Source organism: Ignavibacteriota bacterium (genome assembly GCA_016713565.1).
Lineage (GTDB): Bacteria > Bacteroidota > Ignavibacteria > Ignavibacteriales > Melioribacteraceae.
The window spans coordinates 42,858-61,265 of record JADJOX010000007.1; the positions used below are offsets into that span (position 1 = coordinate 42,858).

The following is an 18,408-nucleotide window of genomic DNA, read 5'->3' on the forward strand; positions in this document are numbered from 1 at the left end:
AACCGATATAGATTTAATCATATCTTGACAATTCTTCCCTTTATTTTTATATTAGCACTCGTCATAAATGAGTGCTAATATATTAGGAGAAAATTATATGAAAGAATTCAAAATTAAACCCTTAGAAGACAGGGTAATTGTAAAACCAAATGAAGCTACAGAAAAAACAAAAGGCGGAATAATCCTACCTGATATAGCAAAGGAAAAACCAATTGAAGGTACTATTGTTGCAGCAGGTCCGGGTAGAATTAAAGATGATGGAAATAAAATTTCCATGAATGTAAAAGTCGGCGATAAAATTTTGTACGGAAAATATTCCGGCACAGAAATTACCGTTGATGATGAACAATATTTAATAATGCGCGAAAGCGATATTTTTGGAATTTTATCATAATTTTAATCAATAAATAAAAGAGGAATAAAATGGCTGCAAAAATAGTTGAATATGGCACAGATGCCAGAGCAGGACTAAAAGTTGGTGTTGATAAACTAGCCAACGCAGTAAAGGTTACATTAGGCCCTAAAGGAAGAAACGTTGTAATCGATAAAAAATTTGGCGCACCAACAATAACAAAAGACGGTGTTACTGTTGCTAAAGAAATTGAATTAGAAGACGCAACGGAAAATATGGGCGCACAAATGGTGAAGGAAGTTGCATCAAAAACAAGTGATGTTGCCGGAGATGGAACAACAACAGCCACTGTTCTAGCACAAGCAATTTTCAAAGAAGGATTAAAAAACGTAACAGCTGGTGCAAACCCGATGGATTTAAAAAGAGGAATTGACATCGCTGTTTCTAAAGTTGTAGAATATTTAAAATCAATTAGCAAAGAAGTCGGTGGAAAAGATGAAATTGCTCAAGTAGGTTCAATTTCCGCAAATAATGATAAAGCAATCGGCGAGTTAATTTCCGATGCAATGGATAAAGTTGGTAAAGATGGGGTTATAACTGTTGAAGAAGCTAAAGGAACAGAAACCGGTTTAGAAATAGTAGAAGGTATGCAATTTGACCGTGGTTATTTATCACCATATTTTGTAACTGATTCAGAAACAATGGAAGCTGTTTTAGAAAATCCAGAAATACTTATTCACGATAAAAAGATTTCTTCAATGAAAGATTTACTTCCTGTACTTGAAAAAGTAGCACAAGCGGGAAAACCATTATTAATTATTTCCGAAGACTTAGAAGGCGAAGCTTTGGCAACATTGGTTGTAAATAAATTAAGAGGAACTTTAAGAGTAGCAGCTGTAAAAGCTCCCGGCTTTGGCGATAGAAGAAAAGCAATGTTGGAAGATATTGCTGTTTTAACCGGCGGTACAGTTATCTCTGAAGAAAGAGGATATAAATTAGAAAACGCTACTATTGAATTCTTAGGAACTGCTAAAAAAGTTGTAATTGATAAAGACAATACAACAATAGTTGAAGGTGCCGGAGAAAGCAGTGAAATTAAGAAAAGAGTGAACGAAATTAAATCGCAAATTGAAAACACTACTTCAGATTACGATAGAGAAAAGTTGCAGGAAAGATTGGCAAAATTATCTGGCGGCGTTGCCGTATTAAAAATAGGTGCTGCAACTGAAGTTGAAATGAAAGAAAAGAAAGCAAGAGTTGAAGACGCATTACACGCTACAAGAGCTGCGGTAGAAGAAGGAATAGTTGCAGGTGGTGGTGTTGCGCTTGTAAGAGCTGCTTCAGTTTTAGTTGATTTACAAGGCGAAAATGCAGATCAATCAACCGGAATTAAAATTATTCAAAAAGCAATGGAAGAACCATTGAAACAAATAGTAAATAATGCCGGTTTGGAAGGCGCTGTTGTTCTTAATAAAGTTAAAGAAGGTAAAGACGATTTTGGATTTGACGCATCATCAGATAAATATGTAAATATGATCGCATCTGGAATTATTGATCCAACAAAAGTTACAAGAACAGCATTAGAAAACGCAGCTTCTGTTTCATCATTATTGATCACAACCGAAGCAGTGGTTTATGAAAAGAAATCAGACGAAAAAGCCGCTCCAATGATGCCTCCTGGAGGTATGGGTGGTATGGACGGAATGTATTAATAGATTCTTTAAGTTGCAAAGAAAAAGCCCAACAAAAGTTGGGCTTTTTTATTTTAATATATTTTTATTTTTATAGATACGTAGACTTAAATTTATCGAACTGATAAATCCTTAATTTTGAACCTTCCAACTCAATTAAACCTTTTTTCGCAAATGAATGTAAAGTTCTAGAAATTGTCTCACGGGAAGTGCCTGCCATATTGGCAAGATCCTGTTGCAAAGGAAGTTTTTCTATTTCTACAGCACCCTGTCTTATTCTTCCATGATCATTAGCTAATTGAACAATTACAGTTGCGACTTTTCCTTCCGCGTCTTTTAATGAAAGAGATTTTATCTGCATATCGGCGGTTCTTAATCTTTTAGAAAGTTCCTGCATTAATGCTATAGATATTTCAGGATGTTCTTTTAAAAATTCCAGAAACTGATTTCTTTGAATTATAAAAAGTTCGGAGTCTTCAATTGCTGTTACGGTAGCGGATCTAGTTAGTCCATCAAGAAGAGACATTTCGCCGAATATATCAGCTTCCGCTAAAATATTTAATATAACTTCCCTGCCGTCATTGCTGGTTCTTGTAACCTTAACTTTGCCTGTAATGATAATGAATAGCGCACCACTTTCGTCTTCTTCCATTAAAATTATCGTGTCTTTTTTAAATGCTTTTCTAACTCCAACTTGTGATATTTGTTCGATTGTTTCATCCGGTAAATCAGAGAAAATGGGAACATAATACAAAAAGTCAGACGATGATTTCATTTATTCCTCCTGAAAAAGTCAACAACTAGAATGCTGCCAATCAAAAACAATTTTATTCTTTAATATATTATTTTATTTTGAAAATAATTACATTTTTTTTCAAAACAATTACAGATTTTAGCGGTAAATTTTTAGAAAGATTTACTTTTCTTGATTGCTTTGCTTTGTAAAATATTTTTTACAGGATCTTTTAAATAATCGATATGCATTTCTTTTGAAATTTCAGGTAAGTTAATTAAGCTTTTTCTGTCTAAAAATTCAGTCGTTGAATCAAAGTTATGAAATACTAAACCGCTTCCGAATTTTTCAATTTTCTTAAATATTGGTGGGATGATTTTTCTGCCGTACTTGTTTATCAAACCGAATTTATCGCCTTTTTTAATTTTTGTTATTCCAAATAAACCATAATATGGATGCAAAGAATCATACTTTTCCGAAAATATTTCTACTCCGTTTTTATTATATATTTTCCAAAAATAACCTTCTCTTGCCGCAAAAAATTTATATCCGGATGAGAGTGTAAAAATTTCGTTATAATATTTGGGCAGAACTTCATTACCTTCAAGATCGTTAATTCCCCACAAATCATTTTCTTTAAATCTTACGCTATTTGACGAAAATCCGATATATTGATATTTATTTTTTATGGACATATTTTTTGTCTGCATTTATTTCTCAGAATAATAAATTTCATACTGAAAAATAATCTTTTAAATTAAATGAAATGTGAGTTAAAACACCATATTTTATTGTAATGGTTTGAGGGAAACAAATAAAATTATTTGTATTTTGTCTCCCTATTCCGAATAGTCATTTTATAATATTTGTTTAAACTGTTAACTCTTTTTGTTCAGTGCTTAATTTGAACAGTTTATAATTCATAGCATCTGTTAATGCCATAATACTTGCTTCAATAATATTTTCAGATAATCCAACCGTTGACCATGTCAATTCACCGTCACTTGATTCTATTAAAACTCTTACTTTTGCTTTGGTACCATTCTTATCGCCAAGAACTCTAACTTTATAATCTACCAATTTTATCTGCGCTATTTCCGGAAAAAATCTTGTAAGAGCTTTTCTAATTGCACTATCCAAAGCATTAACCGGACCGTTACCATCAGCCGCTGTATGTTCAATTTCTCCATTTACTTCAACTTTTAGTACTGCTTCGGAATAATGAATATTATTTTGATCTTGAAGAACATTTACCTTAGCATATTTAACGCTGAAAAACGGTTTATATTCTTTTAACTCGGCTCTTAAAAGTAATTCAAAAGTCCCTTCCGCTCCGTCAAACTGATATCCGTCAAATTCCATAGTTTTTAAATAATTAACAAAATTTTTGCTGAATTCTTTTTCTTCAGGAAGGTTAATGCCAAATTCTTTTGCTTTATATCTAATATTACTTTGTCCGGCAAGATCAGAAACAACTACTCTTTGTTTATTGCCAACCGCGCTTGGACTAAGATGCTCATACATTCTACTGTCTTTCAAGACTGAACTTACGTGTATTCCGCCTTTATGCGCAAATGCAGAATTTCCGACAAACGCAGCTCGAGTGTTTGGTTCAATGTTCATTATTTCTGAAATAAAATGCGACATTGATGTTAACTTGGAAACGTCCAATGAACCGGAAAATTCTTTGTTCATCTTAAATTTTAAATTGGGTATAATGCTTGAAAGATTTGCGTTTCCGCATCTTTCACCCACACCATTCATAGTTCCTTGAACGTGCACGGCGCCTGCTCTCACGGCCATCAAAGTATTTGCGACGCCAAGATCACCATCATTATGAGCGTGTATTCCAATTGGAATATTAAAATTATTTTTAACATCGGTTACAATATCAAAAATTTCATTTGGCAATGTACCGCCGTTGGTATCGCACAATACTAAAACTTTTGCGCCGGCATTTTCAGCTGCTTTTATCATTTTAAAAGCAAAGCTTCTATCATCTTTGTAGCCGTCAAAAAAATGTTCGGCATCAAAAATTACCTGCCTTCCTTCTGTACCTAAATATTCAACAGAATTAAAAATCAATTCTTCATTTTGTGAATCAGTTAAACCCAAACTAACCTCGGAATGAAAGCGCCATGTTTTTCCAAATATTGAAATATAAGGTGATTCAGCTTTTAACAATAATTGTAGATTGTGATCTTCCTTAATTTTATCAGGATATCTTGCGGTTGAACCAAATGCACAAATTTTTGAATGGGATAAATCCAAATTTCTCACCAAACGAAAATATTCTTCATCCTTTGGATTACTGCCAGGCCATCCGCCCTCAATAATATCAATGCCGAATGAATCCAATTTTTGAGTAATTAAAAGTTTGTCCTGAAGCGAAAGGTTAATTTTTTCACCTTGAGTTCCATCCCGCAAAGTTGTGTCAAATAATTCTATTTTCATTTTATTTTCTTGGTTAGTTATATCATATTATTTTTTCTTGCATACTCAAAAATACCGCCGGCTTCTACAATTGGAAGAACGCTTCCTAGAGGCTTTAATTCGTATTTTTTATTTTTAGAAATATTTAACAAAGAATAATTTTCAAGATCAATCTCAATCTCATCTTTAGTTTCAATTTCCTTATTTAGTTTTACGGGAGACTCAAGCGGGACCAAAAATCCGCCATCAACAGAATTTCTGTAAAAAATTCTAGCATAGGATTCGGCAATTATCGCTTTTACACCGGCCATATTTAACGCGAACGGGGCGTGTTCACGTGATGATCCGCAGCCGAAATTAGATCCTCCAATCAGAATATTAAATTCAGACAAATAATTGTCGCCTTCAATAAACGGTTTTCCTCCGTCTGGTAATCCGGCTTGATTTATTGGAACTCCGGATAAGGCAAATTGTCCGTATTTTTTTGATTCTTCTTCATCAGTAAGACTATAAACCAAATGCTCCGCAGGAATTATTTGATCGGTATCAATATTATCACCTAAAACAAATGCTCTGCCTTTAATTTTTTTATCCATATTAACCTTTTTGTTTAATTCAATTTTCAGAATTATTATTGGGAAACTTAAATTAAGAAATCTCTCGGATCAGTAATAACACCTGTAACAGCAGAAGCTGCAACAGTTAGTGGTGATGCAAGATAAACTTCTGATTTTTTGCTTCCCATTCTTCCGGGGAAATTTCTATTCGTTGTTGAAATAACAACATCCTTGTCAACACTTCTTCCTACTGTATCATCCGGTCCGCCAAGACAAGCAGCGCAAGAGCTTTGAGCAATTACACATCCAGCATTTTGGAAAATCTCTTTTAATGATATTCCATTATAGCTTTCTACTTCCAATTCTTTTGCAACTTGAGTCGAAGCCGGCACTATAAAAGTTGGGACTTTAACTTTATTTCCAAAAATAATTTTTGCGGCAAAAATAAAATCAGTTAGTTTTCCGCCAGTACATGAGCCGATATAAGCTTTTGTTAAATTTGTTCCTTGAACATTTCTAACGGTATCTTTATTATCCGGACTATGCGGTTTTGCAACTATTGGTTCCATTTTATTTACATCATACGTAAACTTGCTAAAATATTTTGCATCAGCGTCAGAATTAAAAATTTCATATTCATAAACACCTTTGGACTTTACATAATCTTCGGTTACAGAATCTGCTGCTATAATACCATTCATTGCTCCTGCTTCAATTGCCATATTTGTAAGAGTCATTCGTTCATTCATTTCCAAAGAAAATACACCTTCGCCGTCAAACTCCAATGCTCTGTAAGTTCCACCGTCTGTTGTTATATCTCCAAGAATTGCTAATATCAAGTCTTTTGCGGTTAAATATTTTGGCAGAGTTCCATTAAAAGTAAATTTCATAGTTTCAGGAATTTTTTCCCAAATTTTCCCTGTACCAAGAATAAAAGCCGCGTCTGTATTTCCAACACCGGTAGAAAACATTCCAAATGCGCCAGATGTGCAAGTATGAGAATCTGTTCCAATTAAAACTTTTCCGGGTACGTTATAACCTTCTTCGGCTAACGCAATATGGCAAACACCTTTATATCTTTCGGTTCCAACGTCATAATAATTATCAACTTGATAGTCATTGGCAAACTGTCTTAAAATTTCTACATTTCTGTTCGCGTGTTTGTTGGCAGTAAAAATATAATGATCCGGAAAAATCACTAATTTATCTTTATCCCAAATTTTTGCTTTTTCACCAAACTGTTCTTTCCAAATCCCAATCGTTGGCGGTCCGCATACATCATGAGTCATAAGTGTATCAACGTTTAGCCAAACACTTTCTCCCGGAGTTACATTTCTCATTCCGGCAGATCTTGCCAGTATTTTTTCGGTTATTGTCATTCCCATAAATTTATCCTTTATACAGCTTTTGTCATTTCATTTTGTGAGTTAAAATTCTGTTCTAATTTTAATGAGGTATTTTTTTTGTTTAACGCGCTAAGATACGCAAGCGCGCTTGCTTCAATAACGTCGGTAGAAGTTCCTCTGCCGGTATAGGATTTCGAATTGCTTCGAATTCTAACTAACACTTCGCCCATTGCCTGTCTGCCAGAAGTAACTGATCTAACATTATATGATTCCACTTCAGGGTGAATTTTTAATGCTCTTTCAATAGCATTGAATACAGCGTCTATTGGTCCGTCGCCAATTGCCGATTCTTGAATAATTTCATTATCAACTTTTATTCTTACAACAGCATTTGGTATTGAATTTGATCCAGAAGTTATTTGCAGATGATCCAAAGTAAATTGTTCGTCTTTATGGGCAACAGTGTCTCCCATTAAAATCCTAAGATCTTCATCGAATACTTCTTTCTTTTTATCGGCAAGTTTTGTGAATTCATCATAAATTTGAATTAACTGTTCTTCTTCAATTTCATAACCAAGTTCTTTAAGTCTTGCTTTTAATCCGTGTCTGCCTGAATGTCTTCCTAAAATAATTTTTGTTTTAGGATAGCCGACTATTTCCGGGGTCATAATTTCATAAGTTTCTCTATTTTTCAGCATTCCGTCCTGATGAATTCCAGATTCATGAGCGAACGCATTTTCGCCGACTATTGCTTTATTACGTTGAACTAAAATGCCGGTAAACCCTGAAACTAATTTACTTGAGTTATATATTTCTCGAGTATTAATTTCAGTATCAAAGTTCATAAGATCAGCTCTAACTTTTAACGCCATCACAATTTCTTCAAGAGATGCGTTTCCGGCACGTTCACCAATTCCATTAACCGTACATTCAATTTGCCGCGCACCATTTTCAATTGATGCAATTGAATTTGCTACTGCTAAGCCAAGATCATTATGACAATGTACGCTAATAATCGCTTTATCAATATTTCCGACTCTACGTTTTAATTCTTTTATTTTATTGCCGAATTCGGTTGGGAATGTGTAGCCTGTAGTATCAGGAATGTTTACTGTTGTTGCGCCCGCTGCTATTGCGGTTTCAATTACTTCAGCTAAATAACCTATTTCCGTACGCCCAGCATCTTCCGCCGAAAATTCCACGTCGTCACAAAGACTTTTTGCGTATGCAACTGAATCGTATGCCATTTTTAAAATCGTTTTACGTTTTTCTTCTAATGAACGACCATATTTTTCATGCCCGAACTTTCCAAGAATATGATAATCAGATGTACTTGTAAAAGTATGAATTCTTTTTTGTTTGGCGGGTTGAAGTGCTTTAAAAGCAGATTCAATATCTTTCTCATTTGCTCTTGCAAGCCCGGCAATTGTTCTTTCAACTTCTGATGAAATTGCGTGAACTGCGTCAAATTGCGCAGGAGAAGAAATAGGAAAACCCGCTTCAATAACATCAACATTTAATTTGGCAAGTTGATGGGCAATTTCCAATTTTTCATAAATGTTTAACGATGCACCCGGAGATTGTTCGCCGTCTCTTAATGTTGTATCAAATATTATAATTTTTTCTTTCACATCCGCCTCGTTTACTTAGATTAAAGTAAAAAAACTCCTATTGATTCATCTGCAAAAATTTTCTCAATATTATTTATAATTAAAGATGTCATTTCTGTTGTTGAAACAACTTTACTATCAGATGAAGCAATATCAACGGTTCTAAAACCTTCATCCAATGTTAATGAAATAGCTCTTTCTATAATTTCTGCGGCTTTTGTCATTCCAAATGAAAGATCGAATAGCATTGCCGAAGAAGAAATTGCCGCTATAGGATTTGCTTTATTTTGTCCGGCAATATCTGGTGCGCTGCCGTGTACAGGTTCATATAATGAATATTTAGTTCCAATACTCGCCGATGGCAGCATTCCCAAACTTCCGGTTATCATTCCGGCAATATCACTTAAAATATCACCAAAAATATTTGATGTGAGAATTACGTCAAACTGTTTGGGATTTCTAACGATTTGCATTGCCGCGTTATCCACATACATGTGGTTTAATTTTATTCCGGGATATTCTTTATGAATTTTTTCAACCGTGTTTCGCCAAAACTGCGAAACTTCAAGAACGTTTGCTTTATCAACACTTGTCACAACTTTTTCTCTTTTGGAAGCAATTTCAAATGCCTTTCTTGCAATTCTTTCAACTTCTTCGGTTGTGTAAACCATCGTGTTCCAACCTTTGTTTTCATCCATACCTCTCGGTTTGCCGAAATAAATTCCGCCGGTCAATTCGCGCAGCACAATAAAATCAGTACCTTCAAGTACTTCTTTTTTTAAAGTAGAATTATCCAGCATAGAGGGATAAATTTTTGCGGGACGAATATTAGCGAACAGCCCCAAACTTTCTCTCAGTTTTAGCAAAGCGGCTTCCGGTTTCAAGTGATGCGGAAGTTTTTCCCATTGCAGACCGCCAACGGCACCCAAGAAAACTGCATCCGAACTATAACATCCATCTAAGGTCTCTTGTGTTAACGGCGTTCCGAATTTATCATAAGAATTTCCACCGATAGCATATTCGTTGAACTCTAATTTTACGTTGAATTTTTCAGCAACAAACTCCATTACTTTTATAGCAGCTTGTGTAACTTCTATTCCAATTCCGTCGCCAGGTAAAAGTGCGATTTTATAATTCATTTTCCACCATTATTTTTTATTTGTTCTTAAAAGCCAAGACATCATTTTCCTCAGTTCACCTCCAACTTTTTCAATTCCGTGCTGCTGGTTTGAGCTACGAAGTTTTCCAAAATTTTGCGAACCGTTTTTAATTTCGGAAATAAATTCATTTGCAAAACTTCCGTCCTGAACTTCGGTTAATATTTTCTTCATTTCCTTTTTTGTTTCTTCTGTAATAAGTCTTGGTCCGCGAGTCATTCCACCGTATTCTGCAGTATCGCTTACTGAGAAATTCATTCTGGAAAGTCCGCCTTCATAATATAAATCAACAATTAATTTCATCTCGTGCATGCATTCAAAATATGCCAGTTCAGGTGGATATCCGGCGTCAACCAAAACTTCAAATCCGGCTTTAATTAATTCCGCTGAACCACCGCATAATACGGCTTGTTCGCCAAAAAGATCTGTTTCGGTTTCATCTTTGAAATTCGTTTCTATAACACCGGCTTTTGTTCCGCCAATACCTTTTGCCCAAGCTAACGCCAAATCTTTTGTGTTGCCGGAATAATCTTGATGAACTGCTATCAAGCATGGTACACCATTGCCTTGTTCAAAAGTTCTTCTTACCAAATGTCCGGGACTTTTAGGAGCAATCATCATAACGTTAACATTTGCAGGAGGAACAATTTGTTTGTAATGAATATTAAAACCGTGACCGAACGCTAATGTATCTCCTTCTTTTAAGTAAGGAGCTATTTCCGCATCATAAACTTCTTTCTGAAATTGGTCAGGTAAAAGAATCATTATCACATTTGAATTCTTTACCGCATCAGAAACAGTATAGACTTTAAGTCCAGCTTCTTCCGCAACTTTCCAATTTTTGCTTGATTCTTTTAAACCAACGCACACGTTCATTCCGCTGTCTTTAAGATTTAGCGAATGTGCGTGACCTTGACTTCCATATCCAAGAACCGCAATTTTCTTATTTTTTAGTAGATCTAATGATGCATCTTGATCATAATAAACTTTCATTGTTACTCCATCTATTTTGATTTAATTTTCTTTTGTGCCGGAATTATTTGTTCTCCTCTTTTCATGGCAATTGTTCCTGATCTAGCCATTTCCTTAATGCCAAACGGTAGAAAAACATTTACCGCGGCTTCTATTTTTTCCGGCGGGCCGGTAATTTCCAATGTTATGCTTTTGTTGTTTATATCAACAACTTTTCCTCTGAAAATATCACTTAAATTTTTAATTTCATGAATAGAATTGTTTTCTAAATTAACTTTTAACAAAGCGAGTTCACGCACTGTTTTTGGTTCTTTACTTAAATCAACCACTTTAATTGTATCAATTAATCTATTGAGCTGTTTAACAACTTGGTCTAAAATCTGATCATTCCCTTCTGTAACGATCGTCATTCTAGATACTTCGTCTATCTCGGTTTGTCCAATTGAAATAGATTCAATATTAAATCCTTTTCCGCTGAACATGGTCGCTACACGATCAAAAGCGCCGAAAGTATTTTCTACTAATACAGAAATTATTCTTTTCATTTATTACACCATTTTTTTAGGATTAAGTCTTTTCAATATCATATCACTAACTGAACCACCGGCTGGAACCATCGGAAATACCATATCTTCCTTTACGACTTTGAATTCGATAAGTGTTGGACCATCATTATAGTTCAATACTTTTTCAAGTAATGTATCCACCTCATCCATTCTATCGGTTGAATATGATTTAACTCCAAATGCCTCAGCAACTTTTGTAAAATCAGGATTGCTCTTACTTAAATCGGTAAAGCTGTATTTTTCCGCATGATACAACTCCTGCCACTGCCTAACCATTCCGAGGAAACTATTGTTAATAATTATAAACTTTATCGGGAGTTTATGCGCAACGGCTGTAATAAGCTCCTGGATATTCATCTGGAATCCGCCGTCTCCGCTGAATGATATGATTGTTTTATTTGTTCCCGCAAATGCAGCGCCAATTGAAGCCGGAACAGAAAATCCCATTGTGCCTAATCCGCCGCTGGTTACGTGAGATCTGGGATTTGTAAATTTATAATATTGAGCAACCCACATTTGATGCTGACCAACATCGGTAACAATTATTGCGTCTCCTTTAGTAGCTTCGGAAATCCTTTCAATTACATATTCGGTGCGCAATTTTATATCATCTTTATCGTAGCATAAAGGACAATCAGTTCTCCATTGATTAATTTGATTCCACCATGGAGTAAGATCCTGTTTATGCTCAATCTCCGCCGCAATTTCAGCGATTACATGTTTTACATCCCCAACAATCGGCAGATCAACCAAAACATTTTTGTCAATAGCTGTTGGATCAATATCAACGTGAATTTTATATGAATTTTTTGAAAATGTTTCAATATTACCTGTAACCCGGTCATCAAATCTAGCGCCCAATGCTACTAATACATCGCATTCGTTAATTGCCATATTAGCCCAAAATGTTCCATGCATTCCTAGCATTCCCAATGATTGCGGATCAGTTCCGGGGAAAGCTCCTAATCCTTGTAAAGTCATGGTAACCGGTAAATTATTTTCTTTGGCTAAAACTTGAAGTTCTTTATTTCCATTGGACATTATAACGCCGCCGCCGACATACAACAAAGGTTTTTTAGCATTTTGTATAATTTGCGCAGCCTTTTTAATTTGGTTGATATGCCCTTTATACTGAGGCTTATATCCTCTAATATCAATTTTGGATGGGTAAACAAATTCCGTTTCCATAGCAATAATATTTTTTGGTAAGTCAACAAGAACAGGTCCAGGCCTTCCCGTTGAAGCAATGAAAAATGCTTTTTGAATTGTTGAAGCTAATTCATCAACAGATCTGACTAAAAAATTATGTTTGGTTATTGGACGAGTAATTCCGACAATATCGGCTTCTTGAAAAGCATCGTTTCCAATCAAGTGAGTTGCAACTTGTCCGGTAAAAACAACCAATGGAACAGAATCCATATAAGCATCAGCGATTCCGGTAACTGTATTTGTTGCGCCTGGCCCAGAAGTAACCAAAACAACGCCCGGCTTACCTGTTACCATCGCATAACCTTTAGCCATATGAGTTGCACCCTGTTCGTGTCTAACTAAAATATGTTGTAGGAAATCCACATCGTATAATTTTTCATAAATTTTAAGTGTTGCTCCACCGGGATAGCCAAAAATAACTTCTACATTTTCTTTTTTTAATGCTTCAAAAAATATTTCAGCACCTGACATTTTTTTTGATGTGCTCATTTTCTTTTCCTTCCATCTATATTTTAGATTTTTAATATTGCGCCGGTATTAGCAGAAGTTACTAATTTAGTATACCTTGCTAAAAATCCTTTTTTAATTTTGGGTTCAAACTTAGTTAAATTTTGTAATCTATTATTTATTTCCTCTTCACTCAAAAGTACTTCTAATTTCTTATTAGGTATATCAATTGAAATAATATCTCCGTTTTTAACAATTGCGATAACTCCGCCTTCGGCAGCTTCCGGCGAAACGTGTCCGATACAAGCACCTCTTGTTCCTCCTGAAAATCTTCCGTCAGTAATCAAAGCTACTTTGCTTCCTAAACCCATTCCCATTATAGCACTTGTTGGTGCGAGCATTTCAGGCATTCCGGGTCCACCTTTAGGTCCTTCAAATCTGATTACAACTACGTCGCCCGCTTTTACTGAATTATTTTTTATTCCTTCTAATGCATCATCTTGACTTTCAAAAATCACAGCCGGACCTTTATGTACTAGCATTTCTTTATCAACGGCTGCAGTTTTAACAATAGCTCCGTCTTTTGCCAAATTTCCAAACAGCACTGTTAAACCGCCGGTTTTTGAATATGCATTATCTAAGGTTCTAATTACTTCATTATTTAAAATTTTAGATTCATTAACATTTTCTAATAATGTTTTTCCAGTTACTGTAATTACATCATTTGAAATTAATTTTTTGTCTTTGGAAAGCTCATTAATGATTGCGGAAATCCCACCGGCATATTCTACATCTTCAATATGAATATCAGGTCGGGCCGGACTAACTTTACAAATATTCGGAGTATTTTCCGAAATTTTATTTATTTCATTAAGGTCAATTTCAATTCCGGCTTCATTGGCAATTGCCAAGGTGTGCAAAATAGTATTGGTACTTCCACCCATTGCAACATCCAATGTGATCGCATTTCTTATAGAATTGTTAGTTATAATATCTAAAGGTTTAATATCCTTTTCAATAAGCATAAAAATTTGTTTTGCCGCTTTTTCTGCCAATTTTTTTCGTCCTTCGTCAATGGCTAAAATTGTTCCGTTGCCAGGAAGCGCAATACCAATAGCTTCCATAAGACAATTCATGGAATTTGCGGTAAACATTCCCGAACAAGATCCGCATGTTGGACAGCTTACATCTTCCAATTCTTTTAATTCAGCATCTCCTATTTCGCCTGATTGATATTTTCCAACGCCTTCGAATACCGTTATCAAGTCACTTGATTTTCCGTTTGACAATTTACCGGCTTTCATTGGCCCGCCGGAAATAAAAATTGTTGGAACGTTAACTCTGACGGCACCCATTAACATTCCGGGTACAATTTTATCGCAATTCGGAATGCAGATCATTCCATCCAATCTATGAGCTTCAACTACTGTTTCGACAGAGTCGGCTATTATTTCCCTGCTTGCGAGCGAATAGCGCATTCCAATGTGACCCATCGCAATTCCATCATCAACGCCAATCGTATTAAATTCAAATGGAACGCCGCCGAATTTTCTTACCGCATCTTTTATTACCTTTCCGAACTCTTGAAGGTGAACATGACCTGGAATTAAATCTATGTAAGAATTACATATACCGATAAAAGGTTTATTAAAATCTTCATCACTTTTAATAACGCCTGTAGCTTTTAATAAACTTCTGTGGGGAGCTTTATCATAACCTTTTTTAATTGTATCTGATCTCACATTACCTCAAAAAAATATACCAATCTAACACCTCTTTTTAAGGTCATTCCAAAATTAATTAAAGGATTTTATTTCCGGGAATGACCTTTTATTCTAGCCAATAATAATGAGGCTGAGAATAAGGTTAATTCCAAGAATCACGATGATGCTAATTGGTAGGTTAATAAAAATATCGATATCAACGTTATTGTTTAACGCGATTGATTTACAGCTTGTAATATTTTTTTTCAAGTAACTCATAATATTAACAGTAATTATATCAGTAAATTTTTTTTTTGTCAAGTATAAAAAACTTTATATATTATTTATTTTTATAATTAGTCAGAATTTTTAAGGTAATATTCGTAGTTTTAAATAATTATTCATTTCTGTATTTGGAGGTTGAGTGACTGATATAAATAAATTAAACGGCTGGAGTTTTCCTAAGGAATTTTGGTTAGCTAATTTTATGGAACTTCTTGAAAGAGCCGCTTACTATGGTTTTTTTATTATTATAACATTATACTTGACAAATATTATTGGATTTACTGACATTGAAACCGGAATAATTGCCGGAATTTTCGGAGCTTTAATTTATTTTTTCCCTCCCTTTACAGGCGCAATTAGCGATAAAATTGGTTTTAAAAATGGATTGATACTGGCTTTTGTATTTTTAACTGTAGGATATTTTTTCTTAGGCATATTTCACTCAAAATTTCTTGTCGTTGTTTTTCTATTGATAGTTGTTGTAGGTGCATCATTTATTAAACCTTTAATAACCGGAACAGTAGCAAAAACCACAAATGCCGAAAACAAGGCAAGAGGTTTTTCTTTATTTTATTGGATTGTGAATATTGGCGCTTTCGGCGGCAAGACCGTTGTTCCTTCCATCAGACAAGGAATTGGCTTGGAATATGTAAACTTCTTTTCCGCGGGAATGTCTTTTATTGCATTATTATTCGCGATTTTTATTTTTAAAATAGATGAAAATAGAATTGAAAAATCTAAATCATTCTCTGAAATTTTAAAGTCGCTGAAGGCAATTTTAATGACTCCAAGATTAATATTATTAATTCTTATCGTTTCCGGTTTTTGGTTAATTCAACATCAGTTGTATGCAACAATGCCAAAATATGTTATCCGACTTTTAGGCGAACAAGCAAAACCCGAATGGCTGGCTAATGTTAATCCTTTAGTTGTTGTACTTTTTGTTGTATTTATAACTCAATTATTTAAAAAATATAAAGCAGTTTCTGTAATGCTAATTGGAATGATAATTATGCCGTTTTCGGCATTGGCAATGGCTTCAAGTCAGACATTGGAATCTATTACCGGAAATTCGATAAATATTCTCGGACTGTTTACAATGCATCCTTTAACTGTTATGATGATCATTGGTATAGGAATTCAAGGTATTGCAGAATGTTTTATATCTCCCAGATTTTTAGAATATTTTGCGCTTCAAGCACCCGAAGGCGAAGAAGGAACTTACATGGGTTTTAGTCATTTGCATTCTTTCTTTTCTTACTTAATTGGGTTTTTTCTTTCAGGATTTTTGTTGGATGCTTATTGTCCGGACCCTTCGACTTTACCAATTGGAATATCTGAAGCAGAAAAAATGGCAATTTATGCCAACGCTCATGTTTTGTGGTATTACTTTGTTGGAATTGCATCAATTGCCGCAATAGCTTTATTTATATTTAGATACGTAACAAATAAAATTGATTCATCTACCGAAAATGCGGCTGTTAATTAATTGGAAACTAATATTATTATTTTGTTTTTCGTAATATCTGCGATTCATATTTTTACAGATTATAAGTTTCCTAATGCTGTTTATTTTACGAAGCCACTGCCATTGCTGTTTATAATTTTTTATTGCCTGCTTTCAAAAGATCTGTTCCAATCAAATAAGTTATTTATTTTTTTAGGATTTATTTTTTCTTTAGCAGGCGATTTACTTTTAATAAATAAAAAGTATTTCTATTTCGGTTTAATATCTTTTTTAATAACACATTTATTTTTTATTACTTACTTGCTGCTACAGTTTCATCCGCATTTTAACATAATTATTTTTTTCATTATTGTTTTTGCCTTTATTATGTTCTACCGACAAATAATAAACAGAGTCCAAACAAAAAAGAATTATTTAATTCTTTATGGGATTATACTTTTTAGCTTACTTTGGCAATCACTTGAGCAAATAAATTTTTATAAAAACAGTTCATCTTTAATCTTTGCAAGTGGAATACTTTTATTTGTAATATCAGACATTCTTATAGCATTTAATAAATTCATAACAAAATTCCAATCAGCTCAATTTTTGATATTATCAACTTATTTTTTGGCCCAATTTTTAATTTTAATTTCAACATTTGAATAAAATTTAATTTATAGTCATAAAGTTTTTATACTAACTTCCGATAATAAGATAGTTTATTCTATTTATTAAGGGGGACAAATGAACTTAGAGGATTTAAATTCTCGAATCTCACAAATTATTAATCTATACAATTGCGCATTAGCCGACGGTAAATTTGCGGACAGTGAAAAAAAACTGCTTATTGAAATTGCAAAAAGATTTGAGATTGATTTAAATTCAATATACCGTATTATATTTTCAGAAAATGAATTTCATCTAGAACTTCCCAAAACACGCGAAGAAAAAATGCAGCATATAATTGATTTAGTTTTTATGATGATGATAGACTGCAAAATTACTAACAACGAAAAAGATTTTTGTAAAAGTATTGTTTTAAAACTTGGTTATTCGGTTAGAACAATTGATTATCTTATTTCAAAAATTCTCAAAGATATAAAAGTTAATGTCGATGGAGAAAATTTTGAATTCGACGAAAAAGTCTATGTATAGTTTAATGAAATAACAACGAATTAAACTAATTGACTATTAATTTTTTCGAGTAATTTAGAAGATTTGTTATAACCAAGCGAAAGTGATGTTTTTAGATCCAATCTTGCACCTTCAAAATCTTCTAATTTCAATTTAATTTCACCGCGTTTATAATACGCAACTGTATATTTATTATTATACTTTAATGCGTTATTTAAATCGTCAAGAGCGCCGGATAAATCATTATAAAGCTCCTTAATTTCAGCGCGCATAAAATAAGCAGTTGAATTTTGCGGATTCGCTTTCAGAACTTTATCATAATCAGAAATCGAGCCCTTATAATCATCGTACTTATTAGAATTAATAATGCTGTTAACATTTACATTTCTTGAGTTAATCAAATAATCTGTTTCAAGATTATTTTGTTCAATTACTTGATAAGCTCTCGTATCGCCGTGACTTGCTGCAATCTTCAAATCTTCAAGCGCTGCTTTTCTATTCTGAGTTTTCAGTTGAGCAATTCCTCGTTCATAATATGCTGAAGCATCATTCGGATTCAAGGCAATTTTTACTGTAAAATGTTTTATTCGTGCTTGGTAATCTCCGTATTTCACTTTTTCGGTTGCTAACGATTTTTTAACAATGTAAAAAATAATTGCAATAAAAGCGAAACCACTAAGAGAATATATCCAAATCTCCCCCATTTGGTAATTCCTTAAATTATAACATGTAATAATCGATTTGGATTTTTTTTTATTTAATT

The 18,408-nt window shown here is 33.8% G+C and carries 17 protein-coding genes; 5 read left to right on the top strand and 12 right to left on the bottom strand.

Annotation, left to right across the window (positions count from 1 at the left end):
- Nucleotides 1-97: 97 nt before the first annotated feature.
- Both groES and groL read left to right on the top strand, forming a co-directional pair.
- Nucleotides 98-394: a co-chaperone GroES gene (gene groES / locus IPK06_07260; GenBank protein MBK7979791.1), complete on the top strand. Its 297-nt coding sequence runs from the start codon at nt 98-100 to the stop codon at nt 392-394.
- Nucleotides 395-423: 29 nt separating this feature from the next.
- Complete coding sequence (gene groL, locus IPK06_07265; protein ID MBK7979792.1) at nt 424-2,064, top strand: chaperonin GroEL; 1,641 nt, start codon at nt 424-426, stop codon at nt 2,062-2,064.
- A gap of 70 nt (nt 2,065-2,134) precedes the next feature.
- Here groL and IPK06_07270 read toward each other — a convergent pair whose 3' ends face one another.
- The 11 genes from IPK06_07270 to ilvD form a co-directional block, all read right to left on the bottom strand.
- Nucleotides 2,135-2,818, bottom strand: a complete 684-nt coding sequence (locus tag IPK06_07270) for a Crp/Fnr family transcriptional regulator (protein ID MBK7979793.1) — start codon at nt 2,816-2,818, stop codon at nt 2,135-2,137.
- Nucleotides 2,819-2,949: 131 nt separating this feature from the next.
- Nucleotides 2,950-3,486 carry a WG repeat-containing protein gene (locus tag IPK06_07275; protein MBK7979794.1) on the bottom strand — a complete coding sequence of 179 codons (537 nt, stop codon included), beginning with the start codon at nt 3,484-3,486 and terminating at the stop codon, nt 2,950-2,952.
- Between the two features lie 160 nt (nt 3,487-3,646).
- Nucleotides 3,647-5,230 (bottom strand): citramalate synthase, encoded by a 1,584-nt coding sequence (locus IPK06_07280; GenBank protein MBK7979795.1) that lies wholly within the window; start codon nt 5,228-5,230, stop codon nt 3,647-3,649.
- 17 nt (nt 5,231-5,247) lie between these two features.
- Nucleotides 5,248-5,805 carry a 3-isopropylmalate dehydratase gene (locus tag IPK06_07285; protein ID MBK7979796.1) on the bottom strand — a complete coding sequence of 186 codons (558 nt, stop codon included), beginning with the start codon at nt 5,803-5,805 and terminating at the stop codon, nt 5,248-5,250.
- Between the two features lie 47 nt (nt 5,806-5,852).
- The gene (locus IPK06_07290) at nt 5,853-7,151 is read right to left on the bottom strand and encodes a 3-isopropylmalate dehydratase large subunit (GenBank protein ID MBK7979797.1); all 1,299 of its coding nucleotides are present in this window, start codon (nt 7,149-7,151) and stop codon (nt 5,853-5,855) included.
- Between the two features lie 11 nt (nt 7,152-7,162).
- A complete protein-coding gene (locus IPK06_07295; protein MBK7979798.1) occupies nt 7,163-8,743 on the bottom strand; it encodes a 2-isopropylmalate synthase in 1,581 nt (526 codons plus the stop codon).
- Nucleotides 8,744-8,763: 20 nt separating this feature from the next.
- Nucleotides 8,764-9,861, bottom strand: a complete 1,098-nt coding sequence (leuB, locus tag IPK06_07300; GenBank protein MBK7979799.1) for a 3-isopropylmalate dehydrogenase — start codon at nt 9,859-9,861, stop codon at nt 8,764-8,766.
- 9 nt (nt 9,862-9,870) lie between these two features.
- Complete coding sequence (ilvC, locus tag IPK06_07305; GenBank protein MBK7979800.1) at nt 9,871-10,872, bottom strand: ketol-acid reductoisomerase; 1,002 nt, start codon at nt 10,870-10,872, stop codon at nt 9,871-9,873.
- 11 nt (nt 10,873-10,883) lie between these two features.
- Nucleotides 10,884-11,396 carry an acetolactate synthase small subunit gene (gene ilvN / locus IPK06_07310; protein ID MBK7979801.1) on the bottom strand — a complete coding sequence of 171 codons (513 nt, stop codon included), beginning with the start codon at nt 11,394-11,396 and terminating at the stop codon, nt 10,884-10,886.
- A 3-nt stretch (nt 11,397-11,399) separates the two neighbouring features.
- Complete coding sequence (ilvB, locus tag IPK06_07315) at nt 11,400-13,115, bottom strand: biosynthetic-type acetolactate synthase large subunit (GenBank protein ID MBK7979802.1); 1,716 nt, start codon at nt 13,113-13,115, stop codon at nt 11,400-11,402.
- A gap of 23 nt (nt 13,116-13,138) precedes the next feature.
- Entirely contained in the window at nt 13,139-14,815 is a 1,677-nt protein-coding gene (gene ilvD / locus IPK06_07320) for a dihydroxy-acid dehydratase (protein MBK7979803.1), read from the bottom strand.
- Between the two features lie 448 nt (nt 14,816-15,263).
- Between ilvD and IPK06_07325 the strand changes: the two genes are divergently transcribed.
- The 3 genes from IPK06_07325 (at nt 15,264) to IPK06_07335 (ending at nt 17,666) form a co-directional block, all read left to right on the top strand.
- Nucleotides 15,264-16,550: an MFS transporter gene (locus tag IPK06_07325; GenBank protein ID MBK7979804.1), complete on the top strand. Its 1,287-nt coding sequence runs from the start codon at nt 15,264-15,266 to the stop codon at nt 16,548-16,550.
- Nucleotides 16,551-17,177 carry a lysoplasmalogenase gene (locus IPK06_07330; protein ID MBK7979805.1) on the top strand — a complete coding sequence of 209 codons (627 nt, stop codon included), beginning with the start codon at nt 16,551-16,553 and terminating at the stop codon, nt 17,175-17,177.
- Between the two features lie 78 nt (nt 17,178-17,255).
- The gene (locus tag IPK06_07335; GenBank protein MBK7979806.1) at nt 17,256-17,666 is read left to right on the top strand and encodes a hypothetical protein; all 411 of its coding nucleotides are present in this window, start codon (nt 17,256-17,258) and stop codon (nt 17,664-17,666) included.
- A gap of 20 nt (nt 17,667-17,686) precedes the next feature.
- Here the strand turns inward: IPK06_07335 and IPK06_07340 are convergent, their stop codons facing one another.
- Entirely contained in the window at nt 17,687-18,349 is a 663-nt protein-coding gene (locus IPK06_07340) for a hypothetical protein (GenBank protein MBK7979807.1), read from the bottom strand.
- Between the last annotated feature and the right edge of the window lie 59 nt (nt 18,350-18,408).

Bases quoted from the DNA above. Each gene is read 5' to 3' on its own strand.
- IPK06_07275 (MBK7979794.1), bottom strand. From the start codon at position 3,486: ATGCAGACAAAAAATATGTCCATAAAAAATAAATATCAATATATCGGA.
- IPK06_07335 (MBK7979806.1), top strand. From the start codon at position 17,256: ATGAACTTAGAGGATTTAAATTCTCGAATCTCACAAATTATTAATCTA.
- leuB (MBK7979799.1), bottom strand. From the start codon at position 9,861: ATGAATTATAAAATCGCACTTTTACCTGGCGACGGAATTGGAATAGAA.
- IPK06_07270 (MBK7979793.1), bottom strand. From the start codon at position 2,818: ATGAAATCATCGTCTGACTTTTTGTATTATGTTCCCATTTTCTCTGAT.
- IPK06_07280 (MBK7979795.1), bottom strand. From the start codon at position 5,230: ATGAAAATAGAATTATTTGACACAACTTTGCGGGATGGAACTCAAGGT.
- ilvC (MBK7979800.1), bottom strand. From the start codon at position 10,872: ATGAAAGTTTATTATGATCAAGATGCATCATTAGATCTACTAAAAAAT.
- groL (MBK7979792.1), top strand. From the start codon at position 424: ATGGCTGCAAAAATAGTTGAATATGGCACAGATGCCAGAGCAGGACTA.
- ilvN (MBK7979801.1), bottom strand. From the start codon at position 11,396: ATGAAAAGAATAATTTCTGTATTAGTAGAAAATACTTTCGGCGCTTTT.
- IPK06_07290 (MBK7979797.1), bottom strand. From the start codon at position 7,151: ATGGGAATGACAATAACCGAAAAAATACTGGCAAGATCTGCCGGAATG.
- ilvB (MBK7979802.1), bottom strand. From the start codon at position 13,115: ATGAGCACATCAAAAAAAATGTCAGGTGCTGAAATATTTTTTGAAGCA.
- IPK06_07340 (MBK7979807.1), bottom strand. From the start codon at position 18,349: ATGGGGGAGATTTGGATATATTCTCTTAGTGGTTTCGCTTTTATTGCA.
- IPK06_07325 (MBK7979804.1), top strand. From the start codon at position 15,264: ATGGAACTTCTTGAAAGAGCCGCTTACTATGGTTTTTTTATTATTATA.
- IPK06_07285 (MBK7979796.1), bottom strand. From the start codon at position 5,805: ATGGATAAAAAAATTAAAGGCAGAGCATTTGTTTTAGGTGATAATATT.
- groES (MBK7979791.1), top strand. From the start codon at position 98: ATGAAAGAATTCAAAATTAAACCCTTAGAAGACAGGGTAATTGTAAAA.